The sequence below is a fragment of the Bradyrhizobium sp. MI1.11 genome, from assembly GCF_055811255.1.
The window spans coordinates 89,422-110,487 of record NZ_JBVVPM010000025.1 but is presented as its reverse complement, the minus strand read 5'-3'; the positions used below and the strand labels follow the sequence as shown (position 1 = coordinate 110,487).

The window sequence follows — 21,066 nt, the reverse complement described above, 5'->3', positions numbered from 1 at the left end:
CCCGCATGTCGGGATGTGTTTGATCCCTGATGAGGACCCCGGGTTGACGTTCACGGTCGCCGCCGACGCCAATGGTATCCTGCCCGACCGCATGATCGCGGCGATGGCGGAGGGCGGTCTCATCCTGCCCGCTTACGACTTCGTCGAAAGCCAGATCCAGCCGGCGAGCCTCGATTTGCGTCTCGGCGATATCGCCTATCGCGTTCGCGCCAGCTTCCTGCCTGGTCCCGGCGCCACCGTTGCCGAGCGCATCGACGAATTGAAGCTGCACGAGTTCAGCCTCGCCGACGGCGCGGTGCTGGAGACCAACTGCGTCTACATCGTGCCGCTGCTCGAAAGCCTCGCGCTGCCGCCGGAGATCGTGGCGGCCGCCAACCCGAAGAGCTCGACCGGTCGGCTCGACGTCTTCACCCGCGTGATCGCCGACGGCACCCGCCGCTTCGACATGATCGGTGCCGGCTATCACGGCCCGCTCTATGCCGAGATCAGCCCCAAGACGTTCCCGGTGCTGGTCAGCGAGGGCTCGCGCCTGAGCCAGGTACGCTTCCGCACCGGCGATGCCATCCTCAACATCGACGACCTCGAGGCGCTGCACGCGACCGAACGTCTCGTCGATATCGACGATGCCGATCTCACCGGCGGCGTCGCCGTCTCCGTAGATCTCTCCGGCGAGAAGAGCGGCGGCTTCGTCGGCTACCGCGCCAAGCGCCACACCGGCGTGATCGACGTCGATCGCCGCGCCGGCTATTCCGTCGAGGAGTTCTGGGAGCCGATCTCGGCCCGTCCCGACGGCAGCCTGATCCTCGATCCCGGCGAGTTCTATATCCTGGCGTCGAAAGAGGCGGTGCAGGTGCCGCCCGATTACGCCGCGGAGATGGTGCCGTTCGATCCGCTGGTCGGCGAGTTCCGCGTGCATTATGCCGGATTCTTCGATCCCGGCTTCGGCTATGCCGGCGCCGGCGGGTTGGGGGCGCGCGCCGTGCTCGAAGTGCGCTCGCGCGAGGTGCCGTTCATCCTCGAGCACGGCCAGATCGTCGGCCGCCTCGTCTATGAAAAGATGCTGGCGCGCCCCGACGCCATGTACGGCCAGCGCATCGGCTCAAATTACCAGGCCCAGGGGCTGAAGCTGAGCAAGCATTTCCGGGCGTAGGGATAGCCTCACCTTCCGCTGTCATGCCCCGGCTTGACCGGGGCATCCAGTACGCCGGAGCCTATCGGTTCGATCACATCCGCCTCTGGAATACTGGATCGCCCGATCAAGTCGGGCGATGACACCGAATCTGTGTCAGGATAAGAAGCGAATCCGGGCTACGTCCGAGGTGGCGAAATGACAGATCAATCCGAACTCGAGGCAAAAATCCTCGACGACGTCGCAGACGCGCTGATCTATTCGGATCGCTCCGGCACGATCATGCGGTGGAATCGCGCATCGTCCGCACTGTTCGGATTCTCCGCGGACGAAGCGCTGGGTCAGAATCTCGACCTCATCATTCCCGAACATCTGCGTGCCGCGCACTGGAAAGGCTTCGAGGCCGCGCTTGCCAGCGGCGCGATGAAGCTTGCGGGCAAACCGACACTGACCCGCGCGCTGCACAAGGACGGACGCAAGCTCTACATCGAGATGACCTTTGCGCTGGTGCGGGATGCCGCTGGAGTGGTGCAGGGGTCGGTGGCGATGGCCCGCGACGTCACCGAGCGCGTCGAACGCGAGCGTGCCGCCAAAGCCGCGCAAATCTAAGCCTGCGCAAAATTCGTGATGCGGAATTGGCGAGCCGGCGTGCAGGGCGCCCTGCATGCGGCTCAGCTTGTCCGTCACCGGATGCAGTGACACACTCGATCAAAACAACGATCGGGAGCGAACATGACCGCCGCATCTGACCCCGCGCAGGAAGCTCAATGGAAACGCTGGCGCGCGGTTGCCGATCTCTATCACGCCTATTTCACCGGTCTGATCCTCACCGTGGTCACGCGTCGCGGCACGGCGGATGCTGCGGAGTTCGTCTTTCGCGTGTTCCGCCGCCAGCAGCAGGAGCGCTTTCTGCCGGGGCTGGACAAGCTCGGGTTGACCCATCTGCCGCCCGCCGTGGCGGCCGCGCAATATCACTACCTCTCCAACTGGATCGGCGGCGTGCACGTCGAATACATGTATGAGAGTGATCGCAAAGCCTGGATCCGCTATCCGCCGCCGCGCTGGATCTGGAAGGGCACCGCCATCTGCGGCGTGCCGGGCGAAGTCTCGCGCGCGATGCTGCGCGGCTGGCACGCCAACAACGGTGTGGCGCTCGGCGATACCAGATTAGGGTTCGTCTGCACCAAGCAGAGCGTCGACGGCCAGGATGGGCTCGAAGGCTACTATTATCAATATGACCAGCCCCTCGAACTCGACCAGCGCCTCGTGTTCGCGCGGCATCTCGAAGCGCCGCCGTTCGATGCAGCCGCCGCTCCGGCGTTGCCAGTCGCAAGCTGGCCCAGACCGCGACTGGAAAAAGCCTATCGCAACTATGCGATGGAATATGTGCGCACCGCCGCGCCCGTGATGGTGCAGCTGTTCGGTCCGGAGGATGCCGGCTATCTCCTGCACCTCACGGGCAAGCTGATCGGGATGCAATATTTCGATGAGGTCGCTGCGGCGCTGTCGATGGGCCGCGGCGGTGCGAGCGAATTCGCGACGTTCCTCAACGCGCTGTTGGTCGCGCAGGACGATGTGGCTGAGACGACGCAATCCGAAGGCATGTTCGAAATCCGTCAGCAGAGCTGGAAGTTGATGGACGGCGTCGCCGATGACCACCCTGCCTGCACCAAGGTGCTGGCGGGGTTGTTCGAAGGGCTCGCGGCCGGATGCGGGCGGCACATCGGAGTGCACCTGTCCCCGACATCGCGCGGCCGTCCGCCATTGCTCTGGACGATTGGGTAATGCCGCGCGGGCGTTGGCCTCGTGGTTCGAGACGCCAGCTTCGCGGGCTCCTCACCATGAGGGTCCGACATGTCACCGCGAAACAAGACCTCATCCTGAGGAGCCCGCGACGCGGGCGTCTCGAAGGATGGCCCCACGGAGACTGAGAGCCGCAATTCCACGGGCTGAAATGCGCTGCCGCAGGGCACGCCTGCACCTAGCGCAGGAGGAATCGCTGCGCATCGTGCTAACAAGCCTGTCGTTGCGCCCTGCGCGCGAACCAATTCATTGGTACACCCAAGCATTGCCGCGCCGCAAATGGCGCTTTCGCCCGGAGAGGACATGTCAGACATCGCCGAAATCCCGGTCGATGAACAAGAGCGTCCGCTGCCGCCGCCCCCGCGCCCTGTGAGGAGCGCGCTGATGGACGGGTCGATCCTGCGCACGCTGCTCGGACTGGCCTGGCCCAACGTCGTCGCGCTCTCAGCCGGCACTTGCACGGTGATTGCGGAGACCTCCTATATCGGACGTCTTGGTGTGGAAGCGCTGGCCGCGATGGCGCTGGTGTTTCCGACAGTGATCCTGACCATGACCATGTCGGGCGGTGCGATGGGCGGCGCGGTGGCCTCCGCCATCGCGCGCGCGCTCGGCGCCGGCGATCGCGAGCGTGCCGGGACGCTCGCCGCGCACGCGCTGCTGATCGGAATCAGCTTCGGCCTCGTCTTCATGCTGGGCATGCTGATCTTCGGACCGCGCGTTCTGGAAATGCTCGGTGGCCGCGGCGACGTGCTGACGCATGCGATCGCCTACACCCAGGTGTTTTTCGGCGGCGCCGTGCTGCCCTGGCTACTCAACACCATGGCCGGGGTCCTCCGCGGCACCGGCAACATGAAGCTGCCGTCGCTGTTGATCCTCAATTCTGCGGCCTGGCAGATCGTGCTTGGCGGCACGCTCGGCCTCGGGCTCGGTCCGGTGCCGCAATTCGGCATGCGCGGCGTCGCCGCCGGCGCGCTGATTGCCTATTGCATGAACATCGGCGTGATGGGCTGGTACCTGTTCTCCGGCCGCGCCCGCGTGACGCCGAAACTGCGCGGACTTCGGATCCAATGGGCGATGTTTTTCGACATCCTGAAGGTCGGCGCCATCGCCTGCTTCTCGCCGCTGCAATCGGTGCTGACGATCTCGATCTTCACCCACATGCTTGCGAAATTCGGCACCGCGATCCTCGCCGGCTACGGCATCGGTGCGCGGCTGGAATTCCTGCTGACCTCGATCGCGTTCTCGTTCGGCATCGCCTCGGTGCCGATGATCGGCATGGCGGTCGGCGCCGGTCGCATCGCCCGCGCGCGGCGCATCGCCTGGATCGCGGCCGCGAGCGCCTTCGTCGCCGTCGGTGCACCGGCTTGCCTGGTCGCGATCTTCCCCGATCTCTGGGTCAACATCTTCACCGACAGCGCGACCGTGCGCGCCACCAGCCATCAATATTTGTCGACGGTGGCGCCGTTCTACGCCTTCATCGGCCTTGCCTCGACGATGTATTTCTCGTCGCAGGGCGCTGCCAAGGTAATCGGCCCGGTGCTGGCGCAGACCGCGCGGCTGATCTACATCTCGGCGGTCGGCTGGTGGCTGTCGACGCACGATGCCACCGCGCAAAGCTTCTTCTGGCTGGCGGCGAGCTCGATGGTCGTGCTCGGCCTGCTCTCGTCCTCCAGCGTGGTGCTGACGCGCTGGGGACCGCGCCAAACCAAACCTGCGATCAGGCCGGCTCTGTCGGCCGCTGCGGACTAGCGATGCCTGTGGCGGCGATGGCCGCCACCGCCGCCGACATTGGCGAGCCGCATCAGTTGCGGAATCATCGCCATCATGTCGCCGCCACCGGCGCCGCCGAGCATGCCCATGATATCGCCGCCGCCCATGCCGCTCATTCCAGTCAGCATATATCCGCCTGCGCCCATCGGTGCGTAGCCGCCGTAATTGGGCGCCCCGAAACCGCCGCCGAGATTGCCGCCGCCGAGGCCGCCAATTCCGCCGCCGCCATTCTCCATCATGCGGCTCATCATTGGGCCCATGGTCTGCATCATCATGCCGAAGCGGCGCTTGCCCATCTTGGCCTTCATCATCTCCAGCATCGGCGCCATCTGGGTCATCATGTCCTCGCCGCCGGCACCGCCGCCGCCGAGGAATTGCGCCTTTGCCGGCGCGCTCGAAATCGAAAACATCAGCAGCACGGCGGCCGCCTGGCAGATCACCTTGTCCGCACCTCTCATGGCCTGCTCCTCGCGTGCGTGGCGCCGCCGGGAGAGCGGAGCCAACCGGGCGCACGCCGCCATGGTTACGGCGGACAAGGGCGGGGCTCTGTGAGAAATATCACGCAGCCGCCGCTGGAAACGCTCGGTGTATGGCGGCGACAGCGTCCTTGGTCTGTCCCTGCACATAGGGCGCGAGCTCATTCGGCAGCATGTCGATGATCCAGACCAGGCGGCTTCTCGCCTCGCCCTCGGCGATCACCTGCACCGAGGCGCTGTAATGCTTCAGCCGCTCGTTGTTGATCGCGTAGACCAGCCGCTGCCGCGCATCGTCGCAATCGACCAGCACCTCGCGCGCCACCGATCCATTGGCGAAGGTGACGACGCGCGCGTCGCCGTCGAGCGCGCAGGCCGTGACGAAGCCCGGCGCCAGCCGCCGATGCAGCGCGCCGAAATCACGCACCGCATCCCAGACGTCGCGCGCCGGGGCGTTGAGGGGAATGTCGTTGTGGATGGAGGCCATTGTTGAATCCTGGTTGAATCCTGTGATGTAGAGAAGCGAGCGATAGCGCCGTCATCTCAGCTGTCATCGCCCGACTTGATCGGGCGATCCAGTATTCCAGAGGCCGCTGTGATGAATCGAGAAGCTGCGGCGTACTGGATGCCCCGGTCAAGCCGGGGCATGACAATGTGTGTGGTGAGGCCTGCCGTACTCACGTGCAAACCGCCTCGACATTGTTGCCATCGGGATCGATCAAAAACGCCGCGTAGTAAGTCGGGCTGTAATCCTTGCGCGGGCCGGCGCCGCCATTGTCGCGACCGCCGCTCTTCAGGCCCTCGCTATGGAATGCCTTGACCGAATCATGATCCCCAGCGCGAAACGCGATATGCGCGCCATCGGCTTTCCGCCCCTTGTTCAGGTGCAGCCACAGCGCCGGCGCGCCCTGCGGTCCGAAGCCGGCATAACCGTCGCCGCTTGAGCACAGGACATAACCGAGCGGCGCCAGCACTGCGGTGTAGAAGCGCGTTGCGGCGTCGAGGTCGGCAACGCGCAATCCGATATGGTCGTACATGGTCGTCTCCATTGCCAAAGCGCGCCGCAATCGGCGCGCGCCGGAGACGAACCTAGTCAGTTGAGGATGAGTTGCTCTTGGAGAATCTTGCGCTCTCCCTTCGAGGCCTGACGGAACTTGGTCGGCGAGACGCCGGCGGCGCGGTGGAAGGTGCGGACGAAGTTGGAGAGATCGCCGAAGCCGACGTCGTAGGCGATGTCGGTAACTGCGATGTCGTCGTCGGTCAGCAGCCGCGCCGCATGCCGCAGGCGCGAGCGCACTAGATATTGATGCGGGGTGACGCCGAGCACGGCCGAGAACAGCCGCAGGAAATGGAACGGGCTGAGCCCTGCCTGCCGCGCCGCCTGTTCGAGGTCGACTTCGGCATGCGAATTGGCGTCGATCCACAGCGCGGCTTCCACGGCACGGCGGCGGTCGCGCGCGGTCGGCGTCGTCGGCTTGCGCGCCTTGCCCGAGACGACATCGACGAAACGGCCGGCGAGGATCTGGCCGACCTCGTCGAGACCGAGGTCGCTGTTGCCATCTGCCGCCGTCTGGGCGAGCTCGCCCAGCACCATCAGCTCGGGCAGCGGCGGCGTTGCGCCGACCTGCCAGACGTCTCGCCGGCCGCCGAGCGCGTCGACCAGATCCTCGCCGAGGAAAAAGGACAGGCAGACGTCGCCGGCGACATGCTCATGCGTGCAGGTGTATTCCTCGCCCGGCGCACCGACCAGCATCGAGCCCGCGACCAGATCGAAGAAGCCGGCGCGGCAATGACAGCCAAAGCTTCCGGCGCGGACATAGGCAATGGAATGGCCGGTGCGACACTCCGCAAACGGGCTGTCGTCCGGTCCCGCGTCGCAGCGAAACTCGGAGACGGTCATCGAGGGGGTCGTCAGCAGCGTGGTTGCATCCATCCCGCCTATCTAGGTGGAGGGCCTCGGCGAGGCAACGGGCAGCAGCACGTCGAACAGCGTCTTGCTGGCGATCGGATGGGCGCCCTCCAGCGACAGCAGCCGCCGCTTGGAGATCACCCCGCCATAGGGCGAGAGCCGGTCGGTGTAATTGCCGGCCTCCAGCACCCGGTGGCAGGGCACGATCAGCATGTAGGGATTTTTCGCGATCGCCTGTGCCACAGAATGCGCGGCGCCGGAGGCGCCCAGCGCCTTGGCGATCTCGTGATAGGTGCGCGTCTCCCCGCGCGGGATGGCGCAGGCCGCCTCGTAGACCCGCCGGTTGAAGCCGGGCACCCCGCTCGCATCCAGGCTGACCTCGGAAAAATCAGCATCGCTGCCTTGCAGCAAGCCCACGATGCCCTCGATCGCGAACGCGGCGTTCGCGGACGGCCGCTGCTCGCGCGCCTCGGGATGGACCTGGAAAATCCGGCGCCGGGTGTCGATCTCCCGCGCCTCGGGCAATTGCACGGCGACGATACCGGTGCTGCTCCAGATGATGCCGCAGCGCCCTATGGTCGTGTCGAATATCGCGTAGCCACGCCCCACCATGCACACGCCCCACTCAGTGCACGTCTCCCCAGACAGGCGATCATAACACCGCCACAATCCGGCGCACCCAAAATCTTACCGGAAACTTAAGAAGGGTCAGGCGGCCTGCGCCAAAGCGCTTGGCGAGATGCGCCGTCTCGGCTAATCAGAGCGGGCGCAGGCTGCGCATCCGCGGGCGTAGTTCAATGGTAGAACGGCAGCTTCCCAAGCTGCATACGAGGGTTCGATTCCCTTCGCCCGCTCCATCCTTTAGTTCGGCAGGCTCCGCAGAAATTCCACGATCGCCGCATTCACCTCCGCCGGCCGTTCCTGCTGCGTCCAGTGTCCGCACCCAGATAGCATCTTGATCCCGCGCAGTTGCTGCACCCATTGCTTCATGTTGGCAACGTGCTCGGCGGCGCCGGGGAAGGCCATGACCATGTCGTGGTCGCCGGCGATGAAGAGCGAGGGCACGACCACCTTGACGCCCTCGAAGGCGCCCATCAGCTCCCAGTTGCGATCGATGTTGCGATAGTAATTGAGCGGTCCGCGAAACCCACTGTGGGCAAATTCGGCACCGTAATAGTCGAGGTCCGCGCTACTCAGCCACGGCGGCAGCGGCACCTGCATTTTCGGTAGCAAGCCGTCCTTGCGAGAGACCATGCCGACACCGGCGGTCCGCCCTTGACGCTCGGCATTGGCGCGGATCACCGCCGCGCCCTCGCCGGAACCGCCATAGAGCATGGCGCCGAGCGTTGCACGCGGATCTCTTTCGAATTCTGCTTCGGCGACACCCGGCTCCTGGAAATACAGTTGATAGAACTGCGCGTCCGACGTCTGTGGCATTACACTCGTCGGCGGCACCGGACCGCGCGGTCGATAGGGCACGCTGAGAATGGCGGCGGCGCGGAAGCGATCGGGCCGCAGGCGCGCCGTGTGCCAGGCGATCGTCGCGCCCCAGTCGTGCCCGACGATGACGGCGTCCTTCGCCTCGAAAGCGTCGAGCACGCCGACGAGGTCGCCGACCATGTGGAGGATCGTATACTGGTCGATCGCCTCGGGCTTGTCGCTCTTGCCGTAGCCGCGCATGTCGGGCGCGACAGCGTGGTAGCCGGCCGCGGCCAGCGCCGCGAGTTGGTGACGCCAGGAATACCAACCTTCCGGAAAGCCGTGGCAGAGTAGCACCAGCGGCCCTTCGCCCTGTTCGGCGACGTTGAGGCTGATGCCGTTGGCCTTGATGATCCGTTGCGTCGGTCCGTTCATGCCACACCTCCCGCTGCATCGTGATTGCGCCCATCCTAAACGTTGCTGCCCCGCGCGCAAAGGTTCCAATACATTAGCCCGTCGATCCCGGCATACGCCGCTGCTCCGGCCTAATCTTCTCGTCCGGCGGATGCGGTCCCTGCGACGGGCAACGTTTGGATCAGAGATCATGGACCAGCAAAAGCTCGACCGCGCGATCGGTCGCCGATTGAAGACGGTGCGGACGCAAGCCGGCATGACGCTGAACGAACTGGCGGCGCGGTCCGGCGTCAGCCGGGCTATGATCGGGCGGGTGGAGCGGGCGCAGAGCAGTGCGACGGCGTCGCTGCTCAACAAGCTCTGCGCGGCGCTCGATGTGTCCTTGAGCGACGTGGTGGCGTTGGCCGAAAAGCCGCCGGAGCGGCTGGTGCGGCTCGCCGACCAACCGCACTGGCGCGATCCCGACAGCGGCTATCGCCGCCGTCACGCCTCGCCGACGGACGCGGCGAGCGGCATCGAGGTTATCGTCGTCGATTTGCCGGCCGGCGCGCGGGTGCCGTACAGCCCCTGGGGGCGCAACGCCTTCACCCAGCAGCTGCTGATGCTGGAGGGCGCGATCGCCGTGCACATCGACGCCAAGGCGGTTCGCCTGCACGAAGGCGACTGTCTCGACTTCGACGTGATGCGCGCGGTGATCTTCGAGAACGAGACCAGACAGGACGCGCGCTACGTCATCATCACGCGCCGCGGCGCGTCCTACGGCAAGATGTGAGGCCCTGACGATGCAGATCCGCACCGGCGACACCTTTGATCCGCGCGTCATCGCGCTGCTCGACCATCACGTTGCGGCGGCGCGAGCACAGACCGCGCCGGGCAGTGCGCATGCGCTTGATCTCGCCGGGCTTCGTGCCCCGGAAGTCGCGTTCTGGACCGGCTGGGACGGCGACACGCTGGTCGCCACCGGTGCGCTGAAGTCGCTGTCGGGAGCGCATGGCGAGGTGAAGTCGATGCACACGCTCCAGACCACGCGGCGGCGCGGCTTTGGCGGTGAGATGCTCCGCCACATCATCACGGAAGCCCGCGCGCGCGGCATGGCGCGGCTCAGCCTCGAAACCGGCTCCTGGGACTATTTCAAGCCGGCGCACGCGCTCTACCAGGCGCATGGCTTTGTCCTCTGCGGCCCGTTCCAGGGCTATGTCGAGGATCCCAACAGCCTGTTCCTGACCCTGGATCTGTCGGCGAGCCGATAGCTCAGGAGCGCGTCTCCTCGATCCTGTCGAGCACGCGCTCGGGGGCGATGTCCCGGCTTGCCTCCTCCAGATCGCGCTTCGAATCGGGCTGGACGTCGAGCCGCTCGGCGATCTGCGTGAGCAGGCGGGCAACCTTGGTCAATTCGTGCTCGGCGAGAAGGCTGATCTGGAGATCGAGATCGGCGCGCTTGTCCGCTGCTGCGCTCATGCGGTTCTGCGAGATCAGCACGAATGTCGACAGGAAGATCGCCTCGACCGAAGCAATCATCGCCAGCACCACGAAGCTCTCGTCCCAGGCCGGGATTCCCGGCAGCCAGTGCAGATTGGCGATGATCCAGAAGCCGAACACCGCGACATGGAGATAGACGAACGCCATGCTGCCGGTGAACGCCGTGATCGCATCGGCAAGTTTTTCCTGACCCCTGGCACCGCGCTGCTCGCGGCGGCGGCGCTCGACCAGGGCCTGGATGTTGCGCTCGAGCGTCGGGCTCAATCCCTCACCGGGATCATGGGTGATATCGTTATGCACGGGGCAGCAACGGCGGACGGGAAAAGCTGTTCCTGGGCTCAGCCGAGGGAAAATGCTCGCCGCCCCTCAAAATGAGTTGCGTACCTCAAAACACCTCTGCTAGCCTTCAGCCATGGCCGAGACGCTCACCACGACTGCGCTGACGCTGAAGGACATCGCCCGCCAGGCCGGCGTCAGCCTCGCGACGGTGGACCGCGTCCTGCACAATCGTCCGGGCGTGCGGCCGGATACGGTCCGGCGCGTCAAGGAGGCGATCGAGCGCAATTCGTTCCAGCCGCACGTGGCCGCCGCCGAGCTCGCCCGCGGCCGCGCCCGCCGTTTCGCCTTCGTGATGCCGTCGGGGCCGAACCCGTTCATGCAGCAGATCCAGGACTATCTCGGCGAGATGTCGGGCTGGCTGTCGTCCCGCCGCCTCGGCGTCGAGACGGTCGCGACCGACGTGTTCGATCCGTCCGTGCTCGCCGCTTCCCTTGAAGGGCTCTCGGATGATTACGACGGCATCGCCGTGGTCGCGCTGGACCATCCCGGCGTCCGCGCCGCCATCGACGATCTCGTCGATGCCGGCGCCAAGGTCGTGACGCTGGTCTCGGACGTGCCGTCGTCGCGCCGGCACCATTATGTCGGTATCGACAACATTGCCGCGGGGCGCACCGCCGGCGCGCTGGTCGGGCGGCTGGTCGGACAAAAGTCCGGCAAGGTTGCGATCGTCGCGGGCTCGCAGGGCCTTCGCGACCATGCCGAGCGCATTTTTGGCTTCAACCAGGTGATGGCGTCGGAATTCCCCGGCCTCAGCGTGCTGCCGGTGCTCGAAGGACGCGACGAGGACGCGCGTTCGGAACAATTGTTGGTGCGGCTGCTGGGCAGGCATACCGATATTGTGGGTCTTTATAATGTCGGCGCCGGCACGCAAGGCGTCGCCAACGCGTTGAATGAGAAGGCCTTGAGCGATGCCGGCCGCGACAGGCAGGTGGTGTTCGTCGGACACGACCTCACCGCGCTGACGCGCCGGCTGCTGCTGCAGGGCGTGATGCATGCCGCGATCTCGCAGAATCCCGGACACGAAGCGCGCGCCGCCGTGCGCGTGCTGCTCGCGCTCGCCCGTGGCGAGCCGATCTTGCGCGAACAGGAGAAGATCAGGATCGACATCGTGATGCGAGACAATCTGCCTTAACGGCAGGTGGAATTCAAAACGACCCCGTTGCGGATAAGGCGACCTTGAGTTCGCGCACCGCAACAGGCGAAAGGGAGGACGGCGTGTTTCTCGGAATCGACATCGGCACATCAGGTGTGAAAGCGGTGCTCGTCAGCGAAGCCGGCGCGGTTGTCGCGACGGCGGCGCGAGAGCTCGCGCTGTCGCATCCCGCGCCGCTGTGGTCCGAACAGGATCCCGATGGCTGGGTCGATGCGGCGGTCGGCGCGGTCGACGATCTTGCCGCCCGCCATCCGCGCGAGGTCGCGCGGATGCGCGGCATCGGGCTATCCGGCCAGATGCATGGCGCGACGCTGCTGGACGAGGACGGACGGCCGCTGCGTCCCGCGATCCTCTGGAACGACGGCCGCTCGCACGCCGAATGCGTCGCGCTGGAGCGGCGCTGCCCCTCGTTGCACACCATCGCCGGTAATCTGGCCATGCCCGGCTTCACCGCGCCGAAGCTGCTCTGGGTCGCCAGGCATGAGCCAAAAATCTTCGCGCGCGTCGCAAAGGTGCTGCTGCCGAAGGCCTATGTGCGCTATCGACTGACCGGCGAGATGATCGAGGACATGTCGGACGCGGCCGGCACGCTGTGGCTCGACGTCGGTCTGCGCCGCTGGTCGGCGCTGCTGCTGCATGCCACCGGGCTCGATCTCCACCACATGCCGCGCCTGGTCGAGGGCAGCGAGGTCAGCGCGACGCTCGCGCCGGATTACGCCCAACGCTGGGGCATGGCAAAGAATGTCGTGGTCGCCGGCGGCGCCGGCGACAATGCCGCGAGCGCGATCGGGCTCGGCGCCATCGCGCCGGGCGATGCCTTCCTGTCGCTTGGCACATCCGGCGTGGTGTTCCGCGTCACTGATCGGTTCGCGCCGGCGCCGGCCTCGGCGGTCCATGCGTTCTGTCACGCGCTGCCCGGCCGCTGGCATCAGATGGGCGTGATGCTGTCGGCTGCGGCTTCGCTGGCCTGGCTCGCCGGCGTGATGGAGGTTCCGGCCGCAGCGTTGCTGGCGCCGCTCGGCGAGCGCGTCGATGGACCGAGTCCGGTCAAATTCCTGCCCTATCTCGACGGCGAGCGCACGCCGCACAACGATGCCGCCGCCAGCGGTGCCTTCGTCGGCCTGCGCGGTGCGACCGGGCGCTCCCAGATCGTTCAGGCCGTGCTCGAAGGCGTCGCCTTCGCCGCGCGCGACAATCTGGCGGCGCTGAGCGCGGCCGGCGGACCGCTTGCCGAGGTCGATCTCGTCGGCGGCGGCTCGCGCTCGCCGCTGTGGGCGCAGATCTGCGCAGATGTGCTCGGCATTCCCGTCCACCGCGTCGAGGAGGGCGAGGTCGGGGCGGCGCTCGGCGCCGCCAGGCTCGGACGGCTCGCCGCCACCGGCGAAGACGCGGCTGCGGTTTGCACCCGTCCGCGCCGGCTCGCGAGCTTTACGCCTCGCCCATCGATCAGTGCGGCCTATGACGAGGCCTATCGCCGCTGGCGCGAACTTTATCCCGCCTTGAAGGAGTGTGCCTAAGTGAACGCGTCAGCGAAATTCTTCGATACAAGCGTACCTGTCGCCTTCGCCGGCGGGGATGCGGGAAACGCGCCTGCCTTCCGCTGGTACGATAAGGACCGCCTCGTCCATGGCCGCAGGATGGAGGACCATCTGCGCTTTGCGGTCTGCTATTGGCATTCGTTGTGCTGGCCCGGCGGCGATCCCTTTGGCGGCGAGACGTTCCTGCGACCCTGGCATCACGGCGCCGATGCGATGGCGCAGGCGCGCGCCAAGGCTGACGTCGCCTTCGAACTGTTTCGTCTGCTCGACGTGCCCTTCTTCACCTTCCACGACGTCGATGCGGCGCCGGAAGGTAACTCGCTTGGCGAATCCGTCGCCAACCTCAATGCCATCGCCGATCTGTTCGAAGCGAAGATGGCCTCGAGCAAAGTGCGCCTGCTCTGGGGCACCGCCAATTTGTTCACGCATCGCCGCTACATGGCGGGCGCGGCCACCAATCCGGACCCCGAGATCTTCACCTATGCCGCCGGCCAGGTCCGCGCCGCTCTGGAAGTGACGCACCGTCTCGGCGGCCAGAACTACGTGCTGTGGGGCGGGCGCGAGGGCTACGAGACGCTGCTCAACACCGATCTCAAGCGCGAGCTCGACCAGCTCGGCCGCTTCGTCTCGCTGGTCGTCGAGCACAAGCACAAGATCGGCTTCAAGGGACCAGTACTGATCGAGCCGAAGCCGAAGGAGCCGACCAAGCATCAATATGATTTCGACGTCGCCACCTGCTACGGCTTCCTCGCGCGTTACGACCTGCTGAAGGACGTCAAGCTCAACATCGAGCAGAACCACGCCATCCTCGCCGGCCACTCCTTCCATCACGAGGTCGCGCTCGCGGAGGCCCTGGGTGTGTTCGGCTCGCTCGACATCAACCGCGGCGACGATCTGCTCGGCTGGGACACCGACCAGTTCGCGATGAACGTGCCCGAGCTTGCCCTGGTGTTCCACGAGCTCCTGAGCCGCGGCGGCTTCAGCTCGGGCGGGCTGAATTTCGACGCCAAGATCCGGCGCCAGTCGATCGATCCCGACGATCTGATCCATGCCCATGTCGGCTCGATGGATGCCTGCGCGCGTGCGTTGCTCGCTGCCGCGGACATGCTCGACGCGGGCGTGCTCACTGCGCCGCTCGCGAAACGCTATGAGGGATGGGCCGGGCCCGAGGGCCGCGCCATTCTCGGCGGCCAGCGCTCGCTCGCCGAGCTTGCCGACCGTGCGCACGGCCCGGGCTTTGACCCGCAGCCGCGCTCGGGTCGGCAGGAATATCTTGAATCCCTCGTCAACCGCTACGTCTGAGGAAGGCCGCTGATGACAAATGCACAAGCGACACCGGTCCTCGAGCTGACCGGCATCGGCAAGGAGTTCGGCGCCATCCGCGCGCTGCATGATGTCGACATGCAGGTCCTCCCCGGCGAGGTCGTCGGCCTGATGGGCGACAACGGCGCGGGCAAGTCGACGCTGGTCAAGATCATCGCCGGCAATTTCCGCCCCAGCCACGGCGAAATCCGCTTCGCCGGCAGTGCGGTTCATTTCAACCGGCCCGTCGATGCCCGCGGCGTCGGCATCGAGGTGGTCTATCAGGACCTTGCGCTCGCCGACAATCTCACGGCGGCAGCCAACGTCTTTCTCGGCCGCGAGCTGAAGCGCAGGATAGGGCCGTTCGCGTTGCTCGACCACAAAGCGATGGCTGCGCGTGCGTTGGAGCTGTTCGGCGAGCTGCGCTCGGAGACGCGCCCCGACGATCTCGTCAAGCAGATGTCGGGCGGTCAGCGCCAGGCGGTTGCGATCGCGCGGACGCGGCTCTCCAACGCGAAGCTGGTCATGATGGACGAGCCCACGGCCGCGATCTCGGTCCGCCAGGTCGAGCAGGTGCTCGGCCTGATCCACCGGCTGAAGGAGCAGGGCGTTGCCGTGATGCTGATCTCGCATCGCATGCCCGACGTGTTCGCGGTGTGCGATCGCGTCATCGTCATGCGCCGCGGCGAAAAGCGGGCCGACAAGCCCATCCACCAGACCTCTCCCGAGGAGGTCACCGCCCTGATCACTGGCGCGAAGGAGGCGGCGTGATGGCCATGCCCTTGGAATCCCCGATCACCTTTTCGAACATCGGCAAGATCAGATGGTGGCAGCGCGGCATCTTCGCGTCCCAGACCGGCTATGTCCTGCTCGCGCTGGCAGTGCTGCTGGTGGTCATGCATTTCGCCAGCCCGTACTTCTTCACCGAAGGCAACATGCAGAACGTGGCGAAGAATTTCTCCTTCATCGCCATTGCGACGCTCGGCGTCACCTTCGTAATCATCACCGGCGGCATCGATCTGTCGGTGGGCTCGATGATGTGCTTCTCCGCCATGGTCACCTCGATGGTGATGACCGAGCTGTCGGCGCCCGGCTCGCCGGCAGGCTCCCTGTTCGTGCACATGGCGGCCGACGGCAAGACCGTGCTCGCCAATGTCCCCGGCCTGATCCTGGTGGTCTCGCTTCTCGCCGGCCTCGGCGTCGCGCTGCTCGCCGGCCTCGTCAACGGCTTCTGTATCGCGGTGCTCGGCCTGTCGCCGTTCGTCACCACGCTCGGCATGCTCTCGATCGTGCGCGGGCTCGGCTATGTCGTCTCCAACGGACGCGGCAGCTTTCCAGGTGGGCCGGATGCCGATTATTTCTACGCGCTCACCTCGGGCGACGTGCTCGGCGTGCCGGTGCCATTCATTTATCTGATCGTCCTCGCGCTGGCGATGGCCGTGCTGCTGCACCACAGCGCGTTCGGCCGTCACGTGTTCGCGCTCGGCGGCAACGAGAAGGCGGCCGAACTCACCGGCATCCCGGTCGTGCGGGTGAAGATCGAGGTTTATGTGATCTGCGCGCTCGCCGCAGGCCTCCAGGGCATCATCATCTCCGGCTGGCTCGGGTCGGCGCCGGCCAACATGGCGACGTCCTACGAGCTCAATGTGATCGCTGCGGCCGTCATCGGCGGTGCCAATCTCGCCGGCGGCATCGGCGGTCCGCTCGGCGCCATCGTCGGCTGCGTGCTGCTCGAGGTGATCCGCAACGGCCTCGTGCTCGCCCAGGTCAGCTCCTACTGGCAGCAGACGCTGGTGGGCGTGATCATCATCCTGGCCGTATTGGTCGACCGCATCCGCTCGCGGATGATCTGAAACGACGTCGCTCCGGGACGGCAACGAAAATGCCGCCTGTCCGCTTCCCGGACGATCTCAAGAGGACAGGCGCCAAAGAAGGGTGGAGGAGACGATGAGGAAATTTATTCTTGCCGGAATCGCGGTCGCGATGATGGCTACGCCGGCGTTTGCCGCAAACTACCGGTTCGTGATCGTGCCCAAGGCGATGAACAATCCGTTCTTCGACTTCGCGCGCGACGGCTGCCTGAAGCGTGCCAAGGAGCTCGGCAATATCGAGTGCATCTACAAGGGACCGGTCGAGCACGAGCCGGCGACGCAGGCCCAGATCATCCAGGACTTCGTCACCCAGAAGGTCGATGGCCTCGCCATATCCGTTGCCGACGTCGCGGCGATGACCAAGTCGATCGACGCGGCGACCGCGGCCGGCATCCCCGTCATCACCTTCGACGCCGATGCGCCCGGCGCCAAGCGCATCGCTTATATCGGCACCAACAACAAGGAGTTCGGCGTGGCCCTCGGCAAGCAGCTCCTGAAGCTGCGGCCCGACGGCGGCAAATACGCCATGGTCTCGGGTGGTCCCGGTGCCAAGAACCTCGCCGAACGCGTCGACGGCGTCCGCGAGGCGTTGAAGGGCTCGAAATGGACCGAGGTCGCGGGCTCGCCGACGTTCTGCAACGACGATCCCGCGCTGGCGGTTCAGCAGATGACTGACATGCGCACCGCGACGCCCGACCTCGCCGCGATCGTTCCCATCGGCGGCTGGCCGATGTTCGCCCCCGAAGGCTTCAAGGCCTTCGCCTCCAGGTACAAGAAGGATATCGATTCCGGCAAGTTCACGCTTGTCGTGGCCGATACGCTGAAGATGCAGCTCGAGCTGTTGCGCGATGGCTATGCCAATGCGTTGGTTGGTCAGCGTCCGTTCGAGATGGGCGAGAAGGCGATGGACACGCTGCTCGCCATCAAGAAGGGCGAGAAGGTGCCGGAGATTGTTTACACCGGCCTCGATCTCGTCACCAAGGACAACGTTGCGCAGATGTTGAAGTAGGAGCGTCGCCAGCCCCGCGCTCCTGCGTGCCTCTCCCGCTTGCGCTTGTCGCAAGCGGGAGAGATGATTTCGCTGTTGGGGAAGACTGTTGAGGCAATGGGAATGAAAAGGTCGCGGCTCGGCTCTCTCGATATCACCTCACTCGGCCTCGGTTCCGCCCCGCTCGGCGGATTGTTCACCCCCGTCAGCGATGCCGATGCGGAAGCGACCATCGCCCGCGCCTGGTCGCTCGGAATCCGCTTCTTCGACACCGCGCCGCTCTACGGCTTCGGCCTCGCGGAGCGTCGCCTTGGGGCATTCCTGCGGCAACAACCCCGTGACTCCTGCGCCATCTCGACCAAGGTCGATCGCCTGCTCGACGAGCTCTGCCGCAAGCACGGCACGGAGATGAGCTGGGAGCTGCGTGGGCGAAAACTCGTCGATGCCCGCACGCCATTGCCGGGCGGAGCGTAAGGCATGATCGTCGACGCTCACCAGCATTTCTGGGATCCCGCGCGCGCCGACTATCCCTGGATGGACGCGCCCGAGCTCACGCCGCTCCGGCGTGCCTTCGGTCCGGCCGATCTCGCGCCGCTCTTGAAAGCCAACGGCATCGACGCGAGCATCCTGGTGCAGTGCCGCTCCGCACTGGCGGAGACCGAGGAATTTTTGCGGATCGCGCATGCGACGCCGTCAGTGATTGGCATCGTCGGCTGGGCCGATCTGACCGACGCTGAACTTGGCGAGACGCTGGAGCAGTTGCGTGCTTCGCCCGGCGGCGACAAGCTGGTCGGCATCCGCCACCAGGTCCATGACGAGGCCGACCCGGATTGGCTGTTGCGCGAGGACGTCCAGCGCGGCCTCACGGCCGTGTTCGCGCACGATCTCGCCTACGATTTCCTGGTCCGCACCCGCGAGCTGCCGGCCGCGATCGCAACCGCACAAGCGTTCCCGCAGGCGCGCTTCGTGCTCGACCACGCAGCCAAGCCGCCGATCGCCGATGGCGGAAGCACTGAATGGTCCAATGGCATCGCGGCACTCGCGGCCTGCGGCAATGTCTGGTGCAAGGTCTCGGGGCTGGCGACGGAAGCGGTGTGGAGCGACTGGAATGCGGAGCGGCTGTTTCCATTCGTCGCGCACGCCGCGACCTGCTTTGGCGAGAATCGCCTGATCTTCGGCTCGGACTGGCCGGTATGTTTGCTCGCGGGAAGCTATGGCGAGATCAAGGGCGCGCTGGAGGCGTGCCTGATGGAGCTCGGGCCGCAGGTGCGGGAGAAGGCGTTCGGCGTGAATGCCAAGGCTGCGTATCGGCTGCCGGTGAGTTGAAGTCGCCAGCGCGCGCGTCGCTCAGTGTTCTCCACCAAACACCCGATCCAGCGCGGCATCGTACGTCGTCTGCACCAGCTCCGGATGCAGCTTCGCCAGCGCCTCCATCATCACGCCGGAATTGATCTCGAGCACACGCCAGACGCCGTCGACGTGCACGAGGTCGACCGAGGCGAAGCTGATGCCGATGGCGTTGGCGGCGTGGATGGCGAGCTTTGCGCAGGCTGCGCGTAGATCGTCGTCCCGCATCAGCACGGGCGTTGCACCCGCATCGAGATTGTGCCGCCAATCCGGGCCAAGCTGCTTGCTGTAGACGACGAGTGGCACATCGTCGAGCAGTACCACGCGAACTTCATCCTCGATCACGACATAGGGTGAGATCACGAGTCCGGCGCTCATCGAAAAGGCTTCGCCAACCGCATGATCGAGCTCTGTTTCCGTCGTTACCCTGAAGACGGATCGTCCCGATGTCCCGTCGTTCGGCTTCACCACCACGCCTTGCGGATTGTCGTGAAGCAACGCCAGCATGGTCTCTCGCCAGGCGACGCCGACAACCTTCCCGCCCAACTTCGGATTGAGGAAGAGGCGATGGGGAATGCAGGGCACGCCCTCGAGCGCCAGCACCTCGGCGGCGGCCGATTTGTCGTTGGCCAGGCGGTGCGCGATGGCGCTGTTGAGGCCGATGTCGTAGCCGAACGCGAAGTGGCGCTGCTCGCCCCGGCGCATCGCGAGCAGCCAGCCATCGGCGCGGACATCGAGCGCGATGCCATGGGTCGCGCAATAGCGCTTGATCGCCTGCACGAAGATCCGCTCGCCGCTCGCCATGTGTCTCAGTCGCCAGTCCCAGTCGTCAGTTCCAGTCGATCTTGGCGCCAAAAGCCGCAAAAATCCGGGAAACGGCGCCAAACGGGGGTGAAATCAGAGCTATTCTTAATGAAATTCTCGCGAGCACTACGGAAATTAAGTGCTGTATTCGAGCCCCGGAGGGAAAAGAAATTGCCCTCCGCATGCGCCGGACAGCAGATCCATTAATGGTGTGACCATTTCCGCCGCAAATGCCGGTTTGACCGGCATCAATTGCATCCGGAACGAGGTTGATTATTGGTCTCAATGGCGTAGATCACACTCGCGAAATCCTCCGCCATGGCAATGGTGTCCGCTCCGCTTTCAGGGGCCGGGCAACGCTTTTGCCCTAAAACCGCAATTATTCGGAATATCGAAAATCATGAGCGCGTTTTACCGAGAGAAGGTTCTTTCCGTCCAGCACTGGACCGACACCCTGTTCAGCTTTCGCGCAACCCGCGATTCCGGCTTCCGCTTCCAGAACGGCCAGTTCGCGATGATCGGCCTCGAGGTTGAGGGCCGCCCGCTGCTCCGCGCCTACAGCATGGCGAGCGCCAACCACGAGGAAGAGCTCGAGTTCTTCTCGATCAAGGTTCAGGACGGCCCGCTGACGTCGCGTCTCCAGAAGATCAAGGAAGGCGACACCATCCTGGTCGGCCGCAAGGCGACCGGCACGCTGATCACCGACAACCTCATCCCCGGCAAGCGGCTGATGCTGCTCTCGACCGGCACGGGCTTGGCGCCCTTCGCCAGCCTGATCAAGGACCCCGAGGTTTACGACCAGTTCGACAGCATCGTGCTGGTGCATGGCTGCCGTCAGGTCTCCGAGCTCGCCTATGGCGAGAAGCTCGTCGCCGGTCTTCGCGAGGACGAACTGTTCGGGGAGTTGCTTGCGGACAAGCTCATCTACTACCCGACCGTGACCCGCGAGCCGTTCAAGAACCGCGGCCGCATCACCGACCTCATCAGCTCCGAGCAGATCTTCAACGACATCGGCCAGGGTCCGCTCGACATCGCGACCGACCGCATCATGATGTGCGGCAGCCCGGCGATGCTCGAAGAGCTGAAACTGATGTTCGAGGGCCGCGATTTCGTCGAGGGATCCGGCAACAAGCCCGGCCATTTCGTGATCGAAAAGGCCTTCGTCGAGCGGTAGGCCCTCTCGGCGTGGGGGGGGGGGGGGGCCGCCGCCCCGCCGGGGGGGGGGGGGGGGGGCGGGGGGGGGGGGGGGAGGAACGGGGGGGGGGGGGGGGGGGGGGGGGGGGGGGGGGGGGGGGGGGGGGGGGGGGGCGGCGCGCGGCGCGGGGGGG

General features: G+C 65.7%; 22 protein-coding genes, 1 tRNA gene and 1 pseudogene. 16 read left to right on the top strand and 8 right to left on the bottom strand.

The window, feature by feature from the left end; all coding sequences use genetic code 11:
• Positions 1-13: 13 nt before the first annotated feature.
• The 4 genes from AC0L30_RS24055 (at position 14) to AC0L30_RS24040 (ending at position 4,681) form a co-directional block, all read left to right on the top strand.
• Positions 14-1,150 carry a 2'-deoxycytidine 5'-triphosphate deaminase gene (locus tag AC0L30_RS24055; RefSeq protein ID WP_007597858.1) on the top strand — a complete coding sequence of 379 codons (1,137 nt, stop codon included), beginning with the start codon at positions 14-16 and terminating at the stop codon, positions 1,148-1,150.
• Positions 1,151-1,327: 177 nt separating this feature from the next.
• Positions 1,328-1,738, top strand: a complete 411-nt coding sequence (locus AC0L30_RS24050) for a PAS domain-containing protein (RefSeq protein ID WP_007597856.1) — start codon at positions 1,328-1,330, stop codon at positions 1,736-1,738.
• A 123-nt stretch (positions 1,739-1,861) separates the two neighbouring features.
• Positions 1,862-2,914 carry a hypothetical protein gene (locus AC0L30_RS24045; RefSeq protein ID WP_473405333.1) on the top strand — a complete coding sequence of 351 codons (1,053 nt, stop codon included), beginning with the start codon at positions 1,862-1,864 and terminating at the stop codon, positions 2,912-2,914.
• Between the two features lie 321 nt (positions 2,915-3,235).
• A complete protein-coding gene (locus tag AC0L30_RS24040) occupies positions 3,236-4,681 on the top strand; it encodes an MATE family efflux transporter (protein WP_473405332.1) in 1,446 nt (481 codons plus the stop codon).
• Here AC0L30_RS24040 and AC0L30_RS24035 read toward each other — a convergent pair.
• The 5 genes from AC0L30_RS24035 to AC0L30_RS24015 all read right to left on the bottom strand — a co-directional run bounded on the left by AC0L30_RS24035 (position 4,678) and on the right by AC0L30_RS24015 (position 7,696).
• The gene (locus tag AC0L30_RS24035) at positions 4,678-5,160 is read right to left on the bottom strand and encodes a hypothetical protein (protein WP_473405331.1); all 483 of its coding nucleotides are present in this window, start codon (positions 5,158-5,160) and stop codon (positions 4,678-4,680) included. The two genes, AC0L30_RS24040 and AC0L30_RS24035, sit on opposite strands and share 4 nt — an antisense overlap.
• Before the next feature lie 100 nt (positions 5,161-5,260).
• Positions 5,261-5,662, bottom strand: a complete 402-nt coding sequence (locus AC0L30_RS24030; protein WP_354127007.1) for an SRPBCC family protein — start codon at positions 5,660-5,662, stop codon at positions 5,261-5,263.
• 190 nt (positions 5,663-5,852) lie between these two features.
• Entirely contained in the window at positions 5,853-6,212 is a 360-nt protein-coding gene (locus tag AC0L30_RS24025) for a VOC family protein (RefSeq protein WP_007597847.1), read from the bottom strand.
• A gap of 56 nt (positions 6,213-6,268) precedes the next feature.
• Entirely contained in the window at positions 6,269-7,108 is an 840-nt protein-coding gene (locus AC0L30_RS24020) for a helix-turn-helix transcriptional regulator (protein ID WP_007597845.1), read from the bottom strand.
• A 9-nt stretch (positions 7,109-7,117) separates the two neighbouring features.
• Positions 7,118-7,696: a methylated-DNA--[protein]-cysteine S-methyltransferase gene (locus AC0L30_RS24015; protein WP_007597844.1), complete on the bottom strand. Its 579-nt coding sequence runs from the start codon at positions 7,694-7,696 to the stop codon at positions 7,118-7,120.
• A 171-nt stretch (positions 7,697-7,867) separates the two neighbouring features.
• Between AC0L30_RS24015 and AC0L30_RS24010 the strand changes: the two genes are divergently transcribed.
• Positions 7,868-7,941 (top strand) — tRNA-Gly (locus AC0L30_RS24010).
• A gap of 4 nt (positions 7,942-7,945) precedes the next feature.
• Here the strand turns inward: AC0L30_RS24010 and AC0L30_RS24005 are convergent.
• Positions 7,946-8,938: an alpha/beta fold hydrolase gene (locus tag AC0L30_RS24005; RefSeq protein ID WP_007597843.1), complete on the bottom strand. Its 993-nt coding sequence runs from the start codon at positions 8,936-8,938 to the stop codon at positions 7,946-7,948.
• Between the two features lie 169 nt (positions 8,939-9,107).
• Here AC0L30_RS24005 and AC0L30_RS24000 point away from each other — a divergent pair, with 169 nt between their 5' ends.
• Positions 9,108-9,689 (top strand): helix-turn-helix domain-containing protein, encoded by a 582-nt coding sequence (locus AC0L30_RS24000; RefSeq protein ID WP_473405330.1) that lies wholly within the window; start codon positions 9,108-9,110, stop codon positions 9,687-9,689.
• A 10-nt stretch (positions 9,690-9,699) separates the two neighbouring features.
• Entirely contained in the window at positions 9,700-10,167 is a 468-nt protein-coding gene (locus AC0L30_RS23995; RefSeq protein ID WP_007597839.1) for a GNAT family N-acetyltransferase, read from the top strand.
• Between the two features lies 1 nt (position 10,168).
• On the opposite strand, the gene AC0L30_RS23990 is transcribed toward AC0L30_RS23995, so the two are convergent.
• Complete coding sequence (locus AC0L30_RS23990; RefSeq protein WP_007597837.1) at positions 10,169-10,696, bottom strand: DUF1003 domain-containing protein; 528 nt, start codon at positions 10,694-10,696, stop codon at positions 10,169-10,171.
• A 112-nt stretch (positions 10,697-10,808) separates the two neighbouring features.
• On the opposite strand from AC0L30_RS23990, the gene AC0L30_RS23985 reads away from it, so the two are divergent.
• The 8 genes and pseudogenes from AC0L30_RS23985 to AC0L30_RS23950 all read left to right on the top strand — a co-directional run bounded on the left by AC0L30_RS23985 (position 10,809) and on the right by AC0L30_RS23950 (position 18,913).
• Positions 10,809-11,867, top strand: a complete 1,059-nt coding sequence (locus AC0L30_RS23985) for a LacI family DNA-binding transcriptional regulator (protein WP_007597836.1) — start codon at positions 10,809-10,811, stop codon at positions 11,865-11,867.
• Positions 11,868-11,950: 83 nt separating this feature from the next.
• Positions 11,951-13,405: a xylulokinase gene (xylB, locus tag AC0L30_RS23980; RefSeq protein ID WP_473405329.1), complete on the top strand. Its 1,455-nt coding sequence runs from the start codon at positions 11,951-11,953 to the stop codon at positions 13,403-13,405.
• Positions 13,406-14,728: a xylose isomerase gene (xylA, locus tag AC0L30_RS23975; protein ID WP_007597834.1), complete on the top strand. Its 1,323-nt coding sequence runs from the start codon at positions 13,406-13,408 to the stop codon at positions 14,726-14,728.
• A gap of 12 nt (positions 14,729-14,740) precedes the next feature.
• Entirely contained in the window at positions 14,741-15,499 is a 759-nt protein-coding gene (locus AC0L30_RS23970; protein ID WP_007597833.1) for an ATP-binding cassette domain-containing protein, read from the top strand.
• Positions 15,499-16,581, top strand: a complete 1,083-nt coding sequence (locus AC0L30_RS23965; protein WP_007597832.1) for an ABC transporter permease — start codon at positions 15,499-15,501, stop codon at positions 16,579-16,581. Before AC0L30_RS23970 ends, AC0L30_RS23965 begins: the two co-directional genes overlap by 1 nt.
• Before the next feature lie 94 nt (positions 16,582-16,675).
• On the top strand, positions 16,676-17,608 hold the full coding sequence (locus tag AC0L30_RS23960) for a sugar-binding protein (protein WP_007597831.1): 933 nt from the start codon (positions 16,676-16,678) through the stop codon (positions 17,606-17,608).
• A gap of 102 nt (positions 17,609-17,710) precedes the next feature.
• Positions 17,711-17,965 (top strand): annotated as a pseudogene (locus AC0L30_RS23955) (aldo/keto reductase); the annotation flags it as partial.
• Positions 17,966-18,064: 99 nt separating this feature from the next.
• Positions 18,065-18,913: an amidohydrolase family protein gene (locus tag AC0L30_RS23950; protein WP_007597829.1), complete on the top strand. Its 849-nt coding sequence runs from the start codon at positions 18,065-18,067 to the stop codon at positions 18,911-18,913.
• 21 nt (positions 18,914-18,934) lie between these two features.
• Here AC0L30_RS23950 and AC0L30_RS23945 read toward each other — a convergent pair whose 3' ends face one another.
• A complete protein-coding gene (locus AC0L30_RS23945) occupies positions 18,935-19,738 on the bottom strand; it encodes an ATP-grasp domain-containing protein (RefSeq protein WP_007597828.1) in 804 nt (267 codons plus the stop codon).
• 400 nt (positions 19,739-20,138) lie between these two features.
• Between AC0L30_RS23945 and AC0L30_RS23940 the strand changes: the two genes are divergently transcribed.
• On the top strand, positions 20,139-20,912 hold the full coding sequence (locus tag AC0L30_RS23940; protein ID WP_007597827.1) for a ferredoxin--NADP reductase: 774 nt from the start codon (positions 20,139-20,141) through the stop codon (positions 20,910-20,912).
• Positions 20,913-21,066 lie beyond the last annotated feature (154 nt).